Origin of the sequence: Pseudomonas sp. TAE6080, assembly GCF_018732265.1 — a bacterium.
GTDB classification, from domain to species: domain Bacteria; phylum Pseudomonadota; class Gammaproteobacteria; order Pseudomonadales; family Pseudomonadaceae; genus Aquipseudomonas; species Aquipseudomonas brenneri.
The window spans coordinates 403,708-420,635 of sequence record NZ_JAHIDY010000001.1 but is presented as its reverse complement, the minus strand read 5'-3'; the positions used below and the strand labels follow the sequence as shown (position 1 = coordinate 420,635).

The following is a 16,928-nucleotide window of genomic DNA, read 5'->3' as shown; positions in this document are numbered from 1 at the left end:
TGTGATGAAATGCGACCCCACCCTCTATCGCGCCGCGCCGCCATCCCTTGCCGTGAAGCCTCGTCTGATTCGCCAGTTGTTCCTGCCGCCCCTGATCATCCTGTTGATGATCGGCCTGGGCTTTATCGGCTTCTGGACCAGCGAGCACTACGGGATTCGTACCCTGGGCGAGAACGGCGAGCGCCAATTGGAGTTGCATGCGCGCACGGTCGAGAGTGAGATCAGCAAGTACACCTACCTGCCCAGCCTGCTGGAGCTGGAATCCAGCGTCTCCAAACTGCTGGCCGACCCGAGCCCGGAACACCGGCAAACGGTCAACGAATACCTCGAAGGCCTGAACCGGCGCAGCCGCAGTCGGGCCATTTATGTGATGGACACCACCGGCCGGGTAATGGCCACCAGTAACTGGCGCGATGTCGACAGTTACCTGGGGGAAGACCTGTCGTTCCGCGCCTATTTCCAGAATGCCGTGCGTGGCCAGCCGGGCCGATTCTATGGGATCGGCAGCACCAATGGCGAACCCGGCTACTACCTGGCCCATGGCCTTGAAGAGCGCGGCAAGATCATTGGTGTCGCAGTGGTCAAGGTACGCCTGGAAGCGCTGGAAGAACGCTGGCAGCGCGCGCGCCTGGAAGCCTTTGTCAGCGATGAGAACGGCATCATCATCCTCTCCAGCGACCCGGCACGCCGGCTCAAGGCCGTGCGCCCGCTAAGCGACGACACCAAGGAACGCCTGGCCCGCAGCCTGCAATATTACTGGGCGACCCTCAACGAACTGCAACCCCTGGCCCGTGAACACCTCACTGCGGGCAGCGAAAAACTGACCTTCCCCGCCAACAGTGAAGTGGTGGCCGACGACCAGGAAGTCACCTACCTGGCCCAGACCCGGCCACTGAACGACACGCCGTGGAATTTCACCCTGCTCACCCCGCTCAACGACCTGCGCCAGGCCGCGATCAACCAGGGCATCCTCGTGGCGGTGGCCTTTGCCCTGGTGGCGTTCCTGCTGATTGCCTGGAATGAGCGGCGCAAGGTCATCGCCACGCGCCTGGCCGCCCGCGAAGCCTTGCAGGAAGCCAACAACCAGTTGGAACGGCGAATCGCCGAACGCACCACTGACCTGCGCGCCAGCAACGAACGGCTCAAGGCGCAGATCCGCGAACGACGCCAGGCCGAAGAAACCCTGCGCCGCGCCCAGGATGAGTTGGTCCAGGCCGGCAAACTGGCGGCCATCGGCCAGATGTCCACCAGCATCGCCCATGAACTGAACCAGCCCCTGGCCGCCCTGCGCACCTTGTCCGGCAATACCGTGCGCTTCCTGGAGCGCGGGGCACTGGAGACCGCCAGCACCAACCTCAAGACCATCAACGAACTGATCGACCGCATGGGCCGCATCACCGCCAGCCTGCGTTCGTTTGCCCGGCGCGGTGACGATCAAGGCGAGGCCAGCCTGGGCAAGGCCGTGGACGCGGCGTTCCAGGTCCTGGGCAGCCGCCTCGACAGCCTGCCACTGACCGTACACCGTGGCTTCAGCCAGGCCATGTTGCAGATCGACCAGACCCGCCTGGAACAAATCCTGGTCAACCTGATCGGCAACGCCCTGGATGCGATGCATGCCCAGCCCGCCCCCGAGCTGTGGCTGGAAAGTGAGATCAGCGACGGCAAATACCGCCTGCGGGTGCGCGATAACGGGCATGGCATCGCCCCCGAAACCCGCAAGCATCTGTTCGAACCTTTTTTCACCACCAAACCCGGCGAACAAGGGTTGGGCCTGGGCCTGACCCTGTCGGCCAGCCTCGCGGCGGCCACCGGCGGCAACCTGGCCGTCGAACATCCGGCCGATGGTGGTACAGCCTTTGTCCTGAGCCTGCCCCTGGCAGGCCATCAACCCGGCGAATCGACATGAACAGCCAACCCAACACCGAACTGACCGTGCTGATCGTCGAAGACGATCCCCATGTGTTGCTCGGCTGCCAGCAAGCCCTCGCCCTGGAAGACATCCCCAGCGTCGGCGTGGCCAGTGCCGAAGAGGCCCTCAAGCGCGTCGGCGAAAACTTCGCCGGCATTGTGATCAGTGATATCCGCCTGCCCGGCATCGACGGCCTGGAGCTGTTGACCCGCCTCAAGGCCCTGGATAAAAGCCTGCCGGTGGTGCTGATCACCGGCCATGGCGATATTTCCATGGCCGTGGGCGCGATGCGCAATGGCGCCTATGACTTCATGGAGAAACCTTTTTCCCCGGAGCGCCTGGTGGACGTGGTGCGCCGCGCCCTCGAACAGCGCGGCCTGGCCCGCGAAGTCTGGGCGCTGCGCCGGCAACTGGCCGAGCGTGACTCGTTGGAAGGCCGGATCATTGGCCGCTCGCCGGCGATGCAGAACCTGCGTGAACTGATCGCCAACGTCGCCGACACCTCGGCCAACGTGCTGATCGAAGGCGAGACCGGCACCGGCAAGGAACTGGTCGCCCGCTGCCTGCACGACTTCAGCCGCCGCCATGCCCACCAGTTCGTCGCCCTGAACTGCGGCGGCCTGCCGGAAAACCTGTTTGAAAGCGAGATTTTCGGTCACGAAGCCAACGCCTTCACCGGTGCCGGCAAACGGCGTATCGGCAAGATCGAACATGCCCATGAAGGCACGCTGTTCCTCGACGAAGTGGAAAGCATGCCGATGAACCTGCAGATCAAACTGCTGCGGGTCCTGCAGGAGCGCACCCTGGAGCGCCTGGGCTCGAACCAGAGCGTGGCGGTGGATTGCCGGGTGATCGCCGCCACCAAGTCCGACCTCGACGAGTTGAGCCGTGCCAGCCAGTTCCGCAGCGACTTGTACTACCGCTTGAACGTGGTGACCCTGGAGCTGCCGCCGCTGCGCGAGCGCCGTGAAGACATCCTGCAACTGTTCGAACACTTCCTGCAGCAATCGTCCCTGCGTTTCGACCGCATCGCGCCAGAGCTGGACAACCAGACCCTGTCCAGCCTGATGAGCCACGACTGGCCCGGCAACGTGCGTGAACTGCGCAACGTCGCCGAACGGTTCGCGCTGGGCCTGCCGGCCTTCAAGAAAAGCGGCGCCAGCGCCGGCAACCATGGCCTGGCCTTTACCGAAGCGGTGGAAGCCTTTGAACGCAACCTGCTCAGCGACGCCCTGCAACGCAGCGGCGGCAACCTGACCCAGGCCAGCCTGGAACTGGGCATGGCCAAGACCACCTTGTTCGACAAGGTCAAGAAATACGGCCTGAGCCACTAAGGAGTCGCACATGGACTTAGTCTTCAAGGCGGCCCTGGGTGCAGCCGTGGTGTTGATCCTGGCGATGCTGGCCAAGACCAAAAATTACTACATCGCCGGGCTGGTGCCGCTGTTTCCGACCTTCGCGCTGATCGCCCACTACATCGTCGGCAAGGGCCGCTCGGTGGATGATCTGAAGACCACCATTGTGTTCGGCATGTGGTCGATCATTCCGTACTTTGTGTACCTGGCGACGTTGTATGTGATGGTCGACCGCATGCGCCTGGAGGCCTCGCTGGCGGTGGCGGCGGTGGCCTGGCTGATGGCCGCGACGGTACTGGTTAGCGTGTGGATACGCATCCACGCCTGACTCACCTCAATCACATGTGGGAGCGGGCTTGCCCGCTCCCACATTTTGATCAGTGTTTCAGCGCACGATCTTGTCGATCTGGATCCCGAGCTTTTTCAGGCGGTACCAGAAGCTGCGCTCGGAGATCCCGATCCTCGTCGCCGCTGCCGCCTGCACGCCATTGCTCTCTTGCAACGCCGCCAGGATGTATGCCTTCTCCACCTCTGCCAGCGCCGCATCCAGGTCCTGGGGTACGCCTGGGCCTTCGCTGAGGATCGTCGTCACATCACCCGCCGTCGGCTGGGACGCGAACAGATAGGCTGGCAAGTCGATATCTTCAATCACCGGGCTGGCTGCCACGATGGTCGCGCGCTCCACACAGTTTTGCAGCTCGCGGATATTGCCCGGCCAGCTGTAGGCGGCCATGGCCTGCAAGGCGTCGGCGCTGAAGCCAGTGATGCGTTTACCGGCATTGGCGCTCAGGCTGCGGGCAAAGTGCCGGGCCAGCGGGGCGATGTCTTCGACGCGCTCGCGCAACGCCGGCAACGGGATCGGGAAGACGTTGAGGCGATAGTAAAGGTCTTCGCGAAACTCCTTGTTCGCCACCGCGTCCAGCAGGTTCTTATTGGTCGCGGCAATCACTCGCACATCGACTTTGCGCTCGCGGGGATCGCCCACCGGCTCGATCACCCGCTCCTGCAAGGCGCGCAGGATCTTGGCCTGCAACGCCAGGGGCATATCGCCCACCTCGTCGAGAAACAGAGTGCCCTTGTCGGCCTGCATAAAGCGCCCGACCCGATCGGCCACCGCGCCGGTGAAGGCCCCCTTGCGATGGCCAAACATCTCACTTTCCAGCAAGCCTTCGGGGATCGCGGCGCAGTTGACCGCGACAAAGGGTTTATCGGCGCGGTTGCCATGCTTGTGAATGGCGCGGGCGACCATTTCCTTGCCGGTGCCACTTTCGCCGGTCAACAGGATGGTGGCGTTGCTTTCGCGCACCGAATCCACCGCTTGCAGCACACGGCGGAACGCCGGGCTGTCGCCCACCAGGCTGTCGAACTGCGCATGCTCGTCGAGCTCGGCGCGCAGCCGTGCGTTGTCGCGCATGATGTCGCGAAACTGCAAGGCCTTGGCCACGGTGATGTCCAGCTCGTCGATGTCGAAGGGCTTGGCAATGTAGTCGTAGGCACCGTTGCGCATCGACTGTACGGCATTCTTCACGGTGCTGTAGGCCGTCATCACAATCACTGGCAACTGCGGGTAACGCACCTTAATCTCAGCCAGGAGCTGAGGGCCGTCCATGCCGGGCATGCGCCAGTCGCTGATCACCAGGTCGATATCTTCCTGCTCCAGCACCTTGAGGGCATGCAGGCCATTGCCGGCGATAAACACCTGGATATCGTTCTGGCTCAGGGCCGACGCCAGTAAATCGCAGAGTTTGGGCTCGTCGTCGACCACCAATATGTTATGCGTCATGACTGTCCTCGTCGTCGCCGTCATCTTCACCGTTGGCCGGAATGTACAGGCTGAAGGTTGCGCCGGCATCCTTCTCGCTGGTGCATTCGATGCGGCCATCGTGACTTTCCATGATCGAATAGACTTTCGCCAGGCCAAGGCCAGTGCCCGAGGCCTTGGTGGTGACGAAGGGGGTAAAGATCCGCTCGATCATCTCTGCCGGGATGCCCTGCCCGCTGTCGCTGACACTGATCACCGTGGATTGATCGACGCGGCTGATGCTTAACGTCAGGCGCCCGCCCTGGGGCATGGCGTCGATGGCGTTGAGAATCAGGTTCAGGCACGCCTGCTTGAATTGCTTGGCGTCCACATAGAGGGTCGCGCCAGGCGCCTGGTCGTCGAGGTGCGCGTCGATGGCGTGGCTCGCCAGCTCCGGCGCGCAGAACCCCAGGATCTCTTCCACCAGCGGTCGCGCCAGTTGCTGGCTGCGCAGTGGCTCGCTGGGTTTGGCGAAGTCGAGAAAGTCAGTGATCAGGTCATTGATCCGGCTGACTTCGCTGACCACGTATTCCAGGTGGCGCTTGTCAGTCTCCGGCAGGTCCGTGCGGCGGTGCAGCAGTTGCGTCGCGGTCTTGATGATGCCCAGTGGGTTGCGGATTTCATGGGCCAGGCCCATCGCCACTTCGCCCAGGGCATGCAGGCGGTCGCGCCGACGCAGTTGGGCTTCGAGGTGATGCAACTCGCCCAGGCGCTCGGTCATATGGTTGAAGGTGCTGCTCAGTTGCGCCAGCTCGTCGCCGCCGGTGACGGCCACGCGGTGTTGGTAGTTGCCGCTGATCACCGCACTCACGCCCTGGGACAACTCACGCAGCGGCCGGGTCAGGTGCCGGGAGACCAGCACGCCGGCCCCCAGGGACAAGGCGGAACTGAGCAGGAAGATCAGCACGAACAGATTGCTCTGGTTCACCAGCCCCACCAGGCTGGTGTGGCGCAGCAGGCCGCTGAAGATCACACCCTGCAACTCGCCGGTGTCATTGAAGATCGGCCAGTACAGGCCACTGTAGTTACTGGTGAATTGCTCGCTAGGCTGCTTGGTGCTGCGCAGCAGGGTTTCGACGGATTTGGGCACGCGGGTCGGGTGGTCTTCAAAGCGCTGGGTCGAGAATATCTCCGAGAAACCGTCGGTATTGGCCAGGTACAAGCGCAAGTCCAGGGAGTGCACCTCGGCGACACTGGTCAGGAAGCTGCTGTCCAGGTACGTGCCCACCAACAGTTCGTAATCGACGCCGTCCTGACTGGTCTCGAACGAGGAAATCACGGCCCCGGTGGCCACGCCGCCGACCTGCACGGTTTGCAATACGGCATTGGGGGCGAGGCTGATTTGTTTCACCACATCATCGCCCACAGTGCTGAACATCACTTTGCTGTCACTGCTGCGAATCAGCGTTACCACGTCAATATCAGTGGCGCTGGCAATGTCCGCGATCAAACGGTCATGACGCATCGCTTCATGGGTGGAGGGCGGACGCACATAACGCAGGAAGATCTGCGCCACGCGGGCGTTGTCGTGCAGGATGTCACTGACTTCGTCCTTGACGATACGGGTCGATTCCTGCAGCCAGATGCGCACGTTACTGTCGAAAATCTGCGACAAGGTGGTGGCCGCCAGTTCAGCGGCAATCATCGTCGGGATCACCGTCACCAGCCAGAACGCCAACACCAGCTTGCGCTGCAGGCTCCAGCGGGAAATGGCAAACGGGCGGGCTTTCTGGCGGGTTTTGGCGATCATCGGGTTTCGCTTATTGCAGCAGCCATGGCAGGGTCGGATCGATCCGGGCGAATAAACACTTTTACCACCTTGAGCAGGGTGTCGAGCAGGCGGTTGCGGTGCTGGAAGAACAGCGTATTGCCAGCGAACTCGCAACCCAGGCGCAGCTTACTGGCATAACCGGCCTGCCCGCACTCATACAACGCAATTTTGTGCTCGATGCAGTAGTCGACGTTGGTCAGCCAACTGCGAAAGTACAGGTTGTGTTCGCGGCTGTGGGCCAGGTCGTGGGCAAAGAACTTGTCGATCAGCCGGTGCTGGTCGAGCAGCACCAGGTTGAACGCCACCAGTTGCTCGTCCACCCAGTAAAGTACACACAGCGCCCGTTGATCAAGCTGGGCGAGCACTTCACGAAAGTAACCGGCCGGCAAACGTTCGAATTGCAGATCGGCACGGGCCAGGGTCGCTTCGTAAAGGCGCATGATCTGGGGCAACACATCATCGACATTGCGCCGCCACTCCACCCGCGGGCCCGACGCGCGCAGCTTGCGCCGCAAGTCCTTGCGCGTGGATTTGCCCAGGGAACCCAGGTAGGCATCCACCGAGCCGTAGGGCAGCGGCAGTAGCCCGGTAGGCAAGCTCGGCATGCTGTGCAGGCCGGCGGCCTTGCAGCTGTCGGCCCAGTCCTGATCCCGGGTCGGAGCATCCTTGACCGCCAGCAGGCCGATGCCGAATGCATCGGCATCCCGGCGCGCAGCGGCCAGCAGTTGCGCCAGCAGGGCAGCACGCCGTGCAGCCGGCACATGGCTGGCAACACCGGCATGGCATTGCTCGGCCACTGGCGAACCGATGGCGTACAGGCCCAGGCGCAATGCGCCGGGCCACCAGCGTTCCAGGCGTTGGGTGAAGCGTTTGCCAATGCCCGAGACGGTGGTGTCGAGGCGGTAATGGGTGATGAACGCCGGCGCGACGGCCAGCAGTTGCCCATTTTCGTAGAGGGCCAGATAGCGCCATTGGAAATCGTCGATGGCGGCGTTTTCCACGGCGACGTAGTAGTCCCAATCTTCCAATGCCAGGGGAAAGCAGTCGTTCCAGGCACTGCGGTCGATGGCTTGGATGGTTGAATAGGCTTTAGTGCTGATCACAGCGTTTCCTTAATCTAAAAACACCGCGTAAACCGGGCCACATGCGTCCATCGCCGGCAAACCGACGCCTACAGAGGGTGCGTTGTAGGAGCGAGCTTGCTCGCGAAAAACGTTATCGATAACGCGAAAAACCTGACACCCAGCGTCGCTCTCAGGTTTTTCGCGGGCAAGCCCGCTCCTACAGGGGTCGGTGTCAAGCCCGGCGATATTCGTCCACAGGGGTGGTGTGCTGCTCGATGAAGTCGGCACTCAACTCGATCACCCGGCGGTATTGCAGGTCGACGGTGATCATGTGATAGCAGTTGTCCAACAGGATCTTGGTCACCGGGCCGCCGAGGTGGCGTTCCACGTAGTCGGCGTTCCAGCGGCTGGTGATGTCGTCCTCGATGGAGTGCAGGACCAGCGCCGGAGTCTTGATCGACGGCATGCGTTTCTTCACCACGGCATTCATCCAGTGCAACTCACGCACGGTGACGCCTTCCATGGTCAACAGCCCGGCCTCACTGCTCTCGCCCTCTTTCATCTGCCGCTCGACGATCGCCCGCAAGCGTTCGTTCTTGATGCCGTAGGGCGGCTTCTCGGTAAAGCGGAACAGGCGCACGCCGAAGGGAATGCGGATCAGCAACGGCGTGATGAACGCCATTTTGTTGATGCTCCAACCGTCGTACTTGAGGGTCGTGGAATACATCAGCAACCCGGCGACCTGGCCCGGAAACTCCGAAGCCAGGTACATCGACATCACCGCGCCCATGGACAAACCACCGACGAACACCTGCGCATGGCGCTGCTGCACCCCGACAAAGGTCTTGCGCACGCCCTCGTACCAGTCGCGCCAGCCGGTGGCCTGCAGGTCGTCGTTGCCCCCGCAGTGCCCGGCCAGGGTCGGCACGTACACCGTGCAATTACCCGCCTTGACCAGGCCCTGGGCCACCCGCCGCAACTCGGTCGGGGTGCCGGTCAGGCCGTGGATCAACAGGACCCCGACCGGACCGTTGCCGAGAACGAAGCCGGCGTTGCCTTCGCCGAGATCGATATCGGCCAGACTCACCGCTTCATCGCTCGGGTCAGCAGTTGCTCCAGCAGCTTCAAGCCCAGGTCGATTTCCGGGTAGCTGATTTCCAGGGACGGCGCCAGGGTGATCACGTTCTTGTAGTAGCCGCCCACGTCGAGGATCAGCCCCAGTTTCTGACCGTCCACCAGCATGTCGCCTTTCATGCCTTCCTCAACCATGTAGTCCAGGGCTGCCTTGTCTGGGGTGAAACCGTCCGGCCCGCAGATTTCGCAGCGCAGGGCCAGGCCCAGGCCATCCACATCGCCGATGATCGGGAAGCGCTTTTGCAGGTCCTGTAGGCCTTCGAGGAAGTATTTGCCCTTGGCCATGACCATCGCGCCGTAGTCGACTTCGCTGGTCATCTTGAACATTTCCAGGCCCACCGCCGTGCCCAACGGGTTGGAGGCGAAGGTGGAGTGAGTGGAACCCGGCGGGAACAGTTTCGGGTTGATCAGCTCTTCCTTGGCCCAGATGCCGCCCAATGGGTTGAGGCCGTTGGTCAAGGCTTTACCGAACACGATCACGTCTGGTTGCACATCGAAGTGCTCGATCGACCACAACTTGCCGGTGCGCCAGAAGCCCATCTGGATTTCATCGACCACCATCAGGATGCCGTGCTGGTCGAGTACTTGCTTGAGTTCGCTATAGAAGTTCATCGGCGGGATCACGTAGCCGCCGGTGCCCTGGATCGGCTCGACGTAAAACGCTGCGTATTCGCTCTGGCCGACCTTCGGGTCCCACACACCGTTGTATTCGGTCTCGAACAAGCGCGCGAATTGCTGCACGCAGTGGCTGCCGTATTCTTCCTTGGTCATGCCCTTTGGCCCACGGAAGTGGTACGGGAACGGGATGAAGTTGGCACGCTCGCCAAAGTGGCCGTAGCGACGACGGTAGCGGTAGCTGGAGGTGATGGACGACGCGCCAAGGGTGCGCCCGTGGTAGCCGCCTTCGAAGGCGAACATCAGGCTCTTGCCGTTGCAGGCGTTGCGCACCACCTTGAGCGAGTCCTCGATGGACTGCGAACCGCCGACGTTGAAGTGCACACGGCCATCAAGGCCGAATTTCTTCTTGGCGTCCACCGCGATCATTTCCGACAGCTCGATCTTGCCCTTGTGCAGGTACTGGCTGGCGATTTGCGGCAGGGTGTCGATCTGCTGTTTCAGCGCATTGTTCAGGCGCGGGTTGGCGTAGCCAAAGTTGACCGCCGAGTACCACATTTGCAGGTCGAGGTAGGCCTGGTCTTCGGTGTCCCAGACGTAGGAGCCTTCGCAACGGCTGAAGATGCGCGGTGGGTCGATGTAGTGGACGGTGTCGCCGTAGGAGCAGTATTTGGCTTCTTTATCCAGCAGAACCTGGTCTTCGGCGGTAGCGATGCGGATATCAGACATGATGAAAGAGTTCCTGAGTGTCAGAAGTAAAGTGAGTGGCGTTGGCGGCCATGCCCTGGGGCAGTTGGGCCAGTAATGCAGGCAGTTCGGCAAAGCTGTCGAAGCGCAGATGGGGGATGGCGTGGGCCTGGCAGTACTGCGCCAGGCTGCCTTTGGCGAAGACGAAGTCGGCGGTGGCCGACACACACATGTCGGACTTGCCGTCGCCGATCACCAGCACCCGCTTGTTGCGCGGGGTGGACTTGCATTTGCAGTTGCCCGAGGCCGCGCGGCAGGCGTCGCTGGTGTGCGGGAAGTCGATGCGCCAGCTGTTCTGGTCAACCTGGCGCAGGCGGTTGGCGATGATCGGCAGCAGGGTCACGTAGTTGCGCGAGAGGATCCGCGCGATGCCCTGCTCGATGCCGTCGCTGACCACTTCAAGGGAGGCACCGAGGCCAAGGACATGGTCGACGAAGTCCGGGAAATCCGGATCGATCTCGACCGTGTCGAAGTACGCCAGCAGCTCGGCCGGCGTCGCCTTGATCAGCGCCAACTGGCGACTCAGGCATTCACGCGAACCGATATGGCCGTCCAGCCATTGCTGCTCGATGGTTTCCCATTCGGGGCCTGCGAAGCGTTGGAGAACGTTGTCGATGACATCGGTGGGTGTGATGGTCCCATCGAAGTCACACACGATATGCCAGTCATTCATCTGCGTTTACCTTGGATGCTAGCGCGCTGATGCGCCGTTGACAGGGATAGAGCAGGGACTGTGCCAAGTGGACAAAACCCAGCGGGGCTGGGGCTCGCGGGCATGCATGGGGAATAAAAGCAGCGCCGAAGCTACAATTTTTGTAGGTCGCTACAAACAAGATGAGTGCTTGCACACGCCCCGCGCCTGCGCGTTCATGCGCGTATGTTTTCGAGAGGGCAATAACATGATGTGCAGGATGAGTTCGGCGCTGTTCGCCGGTGTGCTTGGCCTCTGGGCGGGCTCGGCGCTGGCTGAAGGCATTAGCGGTGAGGTCGGCCTTGGCGCCAGCTACCAAGCCCGGGAACCCACTGGCAGCCGCTATCACACGGTACCGGTGCCCTACTTCGACCTGGACTGGGGAAATGTCAGCCTGGATACCGACGACGGCCTGGCCTGGAGTGCGCTCAACCACAATGGTTTCAGCGCTGGCCCCTACCTCAACTACCTGGCGGGACGCACGGCCAATGGTCCGCTACGGGGCTTGCGGGACGTGTCGGACATGGCCGAGATCGGCGGGTTTATCCAGTACGCTCCGGCCGACTTCTGGCGGGTCTATGCGCAACTGGGGCGCAGTGTGGGTGGCGCTCACGAACAGAGCGGCGTACTCGGCAAGCTCGGCGGCGAACTGGGTTATCCGTTGGGCGGCGGGGTCATTGGCAGCACGGGGCTGGTGGCGCACTTTGCCGACGAGAGCCAGACCCAGACGTTTTTCGGGGTCGATGAGCATGAGGCGCAGGCCTCGGGGATTCGTCCGTACAACGCCAGCGGCGGGTTCCAGAACCTGACGCTGACCCAGAGCCTGCAGATCCCGCTGGCGCCCAAGTGGTCGCTGCTGGCCAGTGCCAGTTGGGTACACCTGACAGGCTCGGCGGCCGACAGCAGCATCGTGCGCCAGACCGGCGAGGTGAATCAGGGGCAGGTGCAGACGGCGATCAGCTATACCTTCGATTGATTGTCCAAAGCCCAATCCCCATCAAAATGTGCAAGCTGGCTGTTGTGGGAGCTGGCTTGTGTGGGAGCTGGCTTGCCTGCGATGCAGGCGCCTCGGTGCATCAGTTAAACCGCGGTGATGCTATCGCAGGCAAGCCCGCTCCCACACAAGCCCGCTCCCACAGTTGTCCGGCATTCCAGCCTGGGCTCAGTTTTCCTCGCCCTCGGCCAGCAGCGCGATCCCGCCAATGATCACCACCACGCCCACCCAGTGCAGGAAGCTGATGTGCTCGCCCAGGCCCAGCCATGAGCCGAGCAGCACCACCACAAACACCAACGAACTCAGGGGGAAGGCCAGGGACAGGCTGCTGCGCCGCAGGATCAGCATCCACACAAAAAACGCGCCGATATAACAGGCGATGGCCGCGAGGATCCCCGGGTTGACCGCCACCGCCGCCAGCCATTGCCAGTTGAAATCCATCTGCCCCAACTGATCGCCGGCCACCTTGGTAAACAACTGGCCGCCGCTTTCGGTCAAGATCAACAACGCCCACAACACCAGCGTCCCCAGGCGACCGTGCAGCCAGCCAACCGGACGGATAGCGATATTTTCCGAATTCATGCTTGAGTCCCCGCAACAGCAACCAGCATCACGCCGGCCGTAATCACCAGGGTGCCCAGCCACCGACGGCGGCTGACGGTTTCCCCCAGTACGACTTTGCCCACCAGTACCACCAGGCAGTACGCCAGCGCCGCCAGCGGAAACAACAGGCTCAGCGGCGCACGGGACAAGGCCTCCAGCCACACGAAAAATTCAATGACATAAGCGCCGATGCCCGCCCAGAGCAACGGCGCATTGAGCACCTGGCCCCAAAATACACTCAGGCGAAAACCGCCATTGATCTCGGGCAAGCGGTCCACGCCCAGCTTGAAACACAACTGGCCAATCACATCGAGCACGATGGAAAAGACCAATAACACCACTACGGTCAGGGTCACGGATACAGCTCCTCGAACAGGTTGATCAACGCCTCATTGGTCGCCGCGTTGCGCAGCAAATCGTCCGCGCTCCAGCGCTCGGCCGGCGGCTGGTCGGACTTGGCTTCCCAGCGTTTGAACGCGTTGCTGAACGCGGGCGTAGCAAACTCGCCACACACATCGATACCGATGATCCGCTTGCTCGCCGCCAACGCACGCAGGGCTTGCAACAGATGCGTCAGGCGCATGCCGCCCTGGTCCCAGTTGGTGGCGGCGTCTTCGCTGGCCAGCACGTCCTTGTCAATGGTGATCCACACCGCCTCGGTGGGCAGGCTGGCAATCATTTGCGCAAGGAATGCGGCCCAGTCGAGCTCAGCCAGGTTGCGCCAGTGCAGGTGGTTTTCCTGTTGCGCATGGCCGGCGCCATCCCCTACCCGGCCCCAGACTTTCGACGGTGGGTGCTGCCAGGGAAACAACTGCAAATGCCCACGCTTGAGGGCGCCCAGGTTGCCACCGCGCAGTTGCGGGTTGTGCAGGTCGTCACTGCACGGGCCGAGGGTGACGATACGTTTGATCGTCGGCATCTTCAGCGCCTGGTTGACCCACGAGCCGCAATGCCGGCGCGGTGCCAGGCGCACCCAGTCGGGGTGGTTGTCGAAGTGGATCAGGCTGATCGGTTCCTGCACTTCGGCGAGAAAAGCCGGGGTCAGGTGGTGATAGTCGCCGGAGCCGACGAAGAAGATTTCCGGGCGCAGCGTACTTGGCCGGGGCCGCTGGGCCAGGCGCTGGGCGAAGTGTTTCCAGGTTTTTTCGGTGGACCACAGGCGCAGTTTCGGACCCAGGTCGAGCAGGTCCAGACGCGTGGCCTGACCGTTGGCCAGGCGCAGGGCAATCGGCGCCTGGGCTGTGAGGCTGTGGTCGAGATCGAGGATATTCAAGGTAATGTTTCACCCCTTGGCAGCGCCCAACCGCACGCCGGCTGGGCTTTAAGGGGGTAATGCAAGGGATGGGCCAGGGGGGGGGCAACAATGATCCAATGTGGGAGCCCGCTCCCATTTTGCTTTGCGCTCGGCTTTAGGCCTTGGACTCCTGGATGATCTGGCGGATTGCGCCGACGAACGCTTCAGCCGGCTGGCCGCCGCTGACTGCGTACTGGTCGTTGAACACAATGGTCGGCACCGAGGTCACGCCACGGGAGACCCACAGTTGTTCCTGCTCGCGGACTTCGGCGGCGTACTCGTCCGAAGCCAAAATCTCGGCTGCACGCTTGAGATCCAGCCCGACGCTTTCAGCAATGATCGCCAAAGTGGGGTGATCGGAAGGGTCCTGGCCATCGCTGAAGTAAGCCTTGAACAACGCTTCCTTGAGGTTGTACTGCAAGCCCTCAAGCCCGGCCCAGTGCAGCAGGCGATGGGCGTCGAAGGTGTTGTAGATGCGGCTCTGGCCATCGGTGCGAAAGGCAAAGCCCAGCGCGGCGCCCATGTCGCGGATGCGGGCGCGGTTGGCCTGGGATTCTTCGGCGCTGGAGCCGTATTTCTCGGTGATGTGCTCAACGATGTTCTGCCCTTCGGCGGGCATGTTCGGGTTCAGTTCGAAGGGCTGGAAGTGGATCTCGGCCTGCACTTCGGCGCCCAGTTGGTCCAGGGCTTCGGTCAGGCCGCGCAGGCCGATGATGCACCAGGGGCAGGACACGTCGCTGACGAAATCGATTTTCAGGGAAGTACTCATTTACGCAACCTCGCAGGCATTACACGCCACAAAGTTCGCACCATACACCCCTAGGCCGCTCTCATAAAACCTTGGAAGGCAGCCCGGGCTCAACCTGCGCCCAATGCGGCGCATCCTCGCGGTGGGCTTGCAGGTACGGCAACACCGCCGCCAGCAAAGGTGCCTTGAACGCCTCCTGGAAACGATGGGCCAGGCCCGGAATCAAGCGCAACTGGCTGCCCTGGATATGCGCCGCCAGATGCACACCGTGCATCACCGGCAGCAGCGGGTCGGCCGTACCGTGGACCACCAGGGTCGGCACCCGCAGTTGGTTGAGCAAGGGTACCCGGCTCGGCTCGGCAAGAATCGCCATGATCTGGCGTTTCACGCCCTCGGGGTTGAACGCCCGGTCGTAGGACTGCGCCGCCTGATGCAGCAATGCCTGGCGATCATCCTTGACCTCGGGGCTGCCCAGGGCCGCCAGCAAATCGGCCTGCTGTTCCAGGGCCACTTCGCGGTTGGGCGCGCTGCGCCGTGACAGCAACTGCACCAGTGCAGCATTGGGTGCCGGCAGGCCTTCGGCGCCGGAACTGGTCATGATCAGGGTCAGGCTTTCCACGCGCTGCGGCGCCATGGCCGCCAGGTGCTGGGCGATCATCCCGCCCATGCTGGCCCCCAGCACATGGAACTGGCGGACCTGCAACGCATCCATCAACCCCAGGGCGTCGTCGGCCATGTCGGTCAAGGTGTAGGGTGCAGCCACCGGCAGGCCCAGTTTGTAGCGCAGCACTTCAAAGGTCAGGTTGGCGCTGGCAGGCGCCTGGCGCCAGGTGGACAGTCCGACGTCGCGGTTGTCATAGCGGATCACCCGAAAACCTTGCTGACACAGGGCGACCACCACCTCGTCGGGCCAGTGGATCAACTGCCCGCCCAGGCCCATCACCAGCAACAAGGCCGGATCGGAAGCACGGCCAATGCTCTGGTACGCCAGGCTCACCTGGTCCAGGTCGACCCGTTCAGTCGGGACATTGACATCACATCGAGAAGCCGCAAACGACGGCAGGCCGAACAATAAGGCGGCCAGTAAAAGCAACACGCGCATGAAAAACACCGAAACGCAGAACCCCAGTAGAGCGCGAGTCTGATGAAGTTTGTTCAAGCGCGCTGCCACAGTTACGTGACAGTTTGATGAAGAGCGCCCAGCGGTCATGGTCGACAGCGCTGGCAACATGAGACAAACTCACGCTATCCGAACTTGTCACAAATTGTCTTCATGGAGAGCCCGTGCTCGAAATCCGTCATCTCAAGACCCTGCACGCCTTGCGCGAAGCCGACAGCCTGGTGGAAGCCGCCGAGCGCCTGCACCTGACCCAGTCGGCACTTTCGCACCAGTTCAAAGAGCTGGAAGAACGCATGGGCATGCCGCTGTTTGTGCGCAAGACCAAGCCCGTGCGCTTCACCAGTGCCGGCTTGCGCCTGCTGCAATTGGCGGATGCCACCCTGCCACTGCTGCGCGGTGCCGAACGGGATATCGCCCGCCTGGCCGGGGGCACTGCCGGACGCCTGCACATGGCGATCGAATGCCACAGCTGCTTCCAGTGGCTGATGCCGACCATCGATCAGTTCCGCGATGCCTGGCCGGAAGTAGAACTGGACCTGGCCTCCGGTTTTGCCTTCGCCCCGCTGCCGGCCCTGGCCCGTGGCGACCTGGACCTGGTGGTGACCTCCGACCCACTGGAGCTGGCGGGCATCACCTATGTACCGTTGTTCACCTACGAAGCGATGCTCGCCGTGGCCAACCAGCACGCGCTGGCGAACAAGCCGTATATCGTGCCCGAGGATCTGCTCAGCGAAACCTTGATCACCTACCCGGTGGAGCGCGACCGCCTGGATATCTTCACCCGTTTCCTGGAGCCGGCCGATGTCGAGCCGGCCCAGGTCCGCACTTCAGAGCTGACGGTGATGATGATGCAGTTGGTGGCCAGCGGCCGCGGCGTGTGCGGCATGCCCCACTGGGCGCTGCATGAGTACAGCTCGCGCGGTTATGTGAAGGCCAAGCGGCTGGGGGAGAAAGGGCTGTTCGCCACGCTGTACGCCGGAATCCGGGCCGACATGCTGGATGCGCCGTACATGCGCGACTTTTTGCTGACCGCCAAGGACACATCGTTTTCGACCCTGGACGGGGTCAGCGCGGTGCGTTGA

The 16,928-nt window shown here is 62.4% G+C and carries 16 protein-coding genes; 5 read left to right on the top strand and 11 right to left on the bottom strand.

Going from position 1 to position 16,928, the window contains the following annotated elements:
- Window positions 1–4 precede the first annotated feature (4 nt).
- The 3 genes from aauS to KL786_RS01885 are packed head-to-tail and all read left to right on the top strand — an operon-like array spanning window position 5 to window position 3,592.
- Complete coding sequence (gene aauS / locus KL786_RS01895) at window positions 5–1,906, top strand: two-component sensor histidine kinase AauS (RefSeq protein ID WP_215516545.1); 1,902 nt, start codon at window positions 5–7, stop codon at window positions 1,904–1,906.
- Complete coding sequence (gene aauR, locus KL786_RS01890) at window positions 1,903–3,243, top strand: two-component response regulator AauR (RefSeq protein ID WP_215516544.1); 1,341 nt, start codon at window positions 1,903–1,905, stop codon at window positions 3,241–3,243. Before aauS ends, aauR begins: the two co-directional genes overlap by 4 nt.
- A gap of 10 nt (window positions 3,244–3,253) precedes the next feature.
- Complete coding sequence (locus KL786_RS01885) at window positions 3,254–3,592, top strand: GlpM family protein (protein ID WP_215516543.1); 339 nt, start codon at window positions 3,254–3,256, stop codon at window positions 3,590–3,592.
- A 57-nt stretch (window positions 3,593–3,649) separates the two neighbouring features.
- On the opposite strand, the gene KL786_RS01880 is transcribed toward KL786_RS01885, so the two are convergent.
- The 6 genes from KL786_RS01880 to KL786_RS01855 all read right to left on the bottom strand — a co-directional run bounded on the left by KL786_RS01880 (window position 3,650) and on the right by KL786_RS01855 (window position 11,069).
- Window positions 3,650–5,047 carry a sigma-54-dependent transcriptional regulator gene (locus KL786_RS01880; RefSeq protein WP_215516542.1) on the bottom strand — a complete coding sequence of 466 codons (1,398 nt, stop codon included), beginning with the start codon at window positions 5,045–5,047 and terminating at the stop codon, window positions 3,650–3,652.
- Window positions 5,037–6,815 carry a sensor histidine kinase gene (locus tag KL786_RS01875; RefSeq protein ID WP_032859915.1) on the bottom strand — a complete coding sequence of 593 codons (1,779 nt, stop codon included), beginning with the start codon at window positions 6,813–6,815 and terminating at the stop codon, window positions 5,037–5,039. The genes KL786_RS01880 and KL786_RS01875 overlap by 11 nt, the downstream gene beginning before the upstream one ends.
- Entirely contained in the window at window positions 6,812–7,939 is a 1,128-nt protein-coding gene (locus tag KL786_RS01870) for a GNAT family N-acetyltransferase (RefSeq protein WP_215516541.1), read from the bottom strand. Before KL786_RS01870 ends, KL786_RS01875 begins: the two co-directional genes overlap by 4 nt.
- Window positions 7,940–8,132: 193 nt before the next feature.
- Window positions 8,133–8,987 carry an alpha/beta hydrolase gene (locus KL786_RS01865; RefSeq protein WP_215516540.1) on the bottom strand — a complete coding sequence of 285 codons (855 nt, stop codon included), beginning with the start codon at window positions 8,985–8,987 and terminating at the stop codon, window positions 8,133–8,135.
- Window positions 8,984–10,378, bottom strand: a complete 1,395-nt coding sequence (locus KL786_RS01860) for an aspartate aminotransferase family protein (protein ID WP_032859918.1) — start codon at window positions 10,376–10,378, stop codon at window positions 8,984–8,986. Before KL786_RS01860 ends, KL786_RS01865 begins: the two co-directional genes overlap by 4 nt.
- Window positions 10,371–11,069, bottom strand: a complete 699-nt coding sequence (locus KL786_RS01855) for an MtnX-like HAD-IB family phosphatase (protein WP_215516539.1) — start codon at window positions 11,067–11,069, stop codon at window positions 10,371–10,373. Before KL786_RS01855 ends, KL786_RS01860 begins: the two co-directional genes overlap by 8 nt.
- A gap of 229 nt (window positions 11,070–11,298) precedes the next feature.
- Between KL786_RS01855 and KL786_RS01850 the strand changes: the two genes are divergently transcribed.
- Window positions 11,299–12,063: a MipA/OmpV family protein gene (locus tag KL786_RS01850; protein WP_215516620.1), complete on the top strand. Its 765-nt coding sequence runs from the start codon at window positions 11,299–11,301 to the stop codon at window positions 12,061–12,063.
- 186 nt (window positions 12,064–12,249) lie between these two features.
- Here KL786_RS01850 and KL786_RS01845 read toward each other — a convergent pair whose 3' ends face one another.
- The 5 genes from KL786_RS01845 to KL786_RS01825 form a co-directional block, all read right to left on the bottom strand.
- Window positions 12,250–12,663, bottom strand: coding sequence for an EamA family transporter (locus tag KL786_RS01845; protein WP_029297410.1), 414 nt, complete (start codon window positions 12,661–12,663; stop codon window positions 12,250–12,252).
- Window positions 12,660–13,040, bottom strand: coding sequence for a DMT family transporter (locus KL786_RS01840; protein ID WP_215516538.1), 381 nt, complete (start codon window positions 13,038–13,040; stop codon window positions 12,660–12,662). Before KL786_RS01840 ends, KL786_RS01845 begins: the two co-directional genes overlap by 4 nt.
- A complete protein-coding gene (locus KL786_RS01835) occupies window positions 13,037–13,957 on the bottom strand; it encodes an arginase family protein (RefSeq protein WP_215516537.1) in 921 nt (306 codons plus the stop codon). Before KL786_RS01835 ends, KL786_RS01840 begins: the two co-directional genes overlap by 4 nt.
- Window positions 13,958–14,093: 136 nt before the next feature.
- On the bottom strand, window positions 14,094–14,747 hold the full coding sequence (locus tag KL786_RS01830; RefSeq protein WP_215516536.1) for a DsbA family oxidoreductase: 654 nt from the start codon (window positions 14,745–14,747) through the stop codon (window positions 14,094–14,096).
- A gap of 61 nt (window positions 14,748–14,808) precedes the next feature.
- Window positions 14,809–15,828, bottom strand: a complete 1,020-nt coding sequence (locus tag KL786_RS01825) for an alpha/beta fold hydrolase (RefSeq protein ID WP_215516535.1) — start codon at window positions 15,826–15,828, stop codon at window positions 14,809–14,811.
- 182 nt (window positions 15,829–16,010) lie between these two features.
- Between KL786_RS01825 and metR the strand changes: the two genes are divergently transcribed.
- Window positions 16,011–16,928 (top strand): transcriptional regulator MetR, encoded by a 918-nt coding sequence (gene metR, locus KL786_RS01820; protein WP_032859924.1) that lies wholly within the window; start codon window positions 16,011–16,013, stop codon window positions 16,926–16,928.

Excerpts from the sequence above, each read along its gene's own strand:
- KL786_RS01830 (WP_215516536.1), bottom strand. The coding sequence starts at position 14,747 with ATGAGTACTTCCCTGAAAATCGATTTCGTCAGCGACGTGTCCTGCCCC.
- KL786_RS01825 (WP_215516535.1), bottom strand. The coding sequence starts at position 15,828 with ATGCGCGTGTTGCTTTTACTGGCCGCCTTATTGTTCGGCCTGCCGTCG.
- KL786_RS01845 (WP_029297410.1), bottom strand. The coding sequence starts at position 12,663 with ATGAATTCGGAAAATATCGCTATCCGTCCGGTTGGCTGGCTGCACGGT.
- aauR (WP_215516544.1), top strand. The coding sequence starts at position 1,903 with ATGAACAGCCAACCCAACACCGAACTGACCGTGCTGATCGTCGAAGAC.
- KL786_RS01860 (WP_032859918.1), bottom strand. The coding sequence starts at position 10,378 with ATGTCTGATATCCGCATCGCTACCGCCGAAGACCAGGTTCTGCTGGAT.
- KL786_RS01885 (WP_215516543.1), top strand. The coding sequence starts at position 3,254 with ATGGACTTAGTCTTCAAGGCGGCCCTGGGTGCAGCCGTGGTGTTGATC.
- KL786_RS01855 (WP_215516539.1), bottom strand. The coding sequence starts at position 11,069 with ATGAATGACTGGCATATCGTGTGTGACTTCGATGGGACCATCACACCC.
- KL786_RS01880 (WP_215516542.1), bottom strand. The coding sequence starts at position 5,047 with ATGACGCATAACATATTGGTGGTCGACGACGAGCCCAAACTCTGCGAT.
- KL786_RS01850 (WP_215516620.1), top strand. The coding sequence starts at position 11,299 with ATGTGCAGGATGAGTTCGGCGCTGTTCGCCGGTGTGCTTGGCCTCTGG.
- KL786_RS01875 (WP_032859915.1), bottom strand. The coding sequence starts at position 6,815 with ATGATCGCCAAAACCCGCCAGAAAGCCCGCCCGTTTGCCATTTCCCGC.
- aauS (WP_215516545.1), top strand. The coding sequence starts at position 5 with ATGAAATGCGACCCCACCCTCTATCGCGCCGCGCCGCCATCCCTTGCC.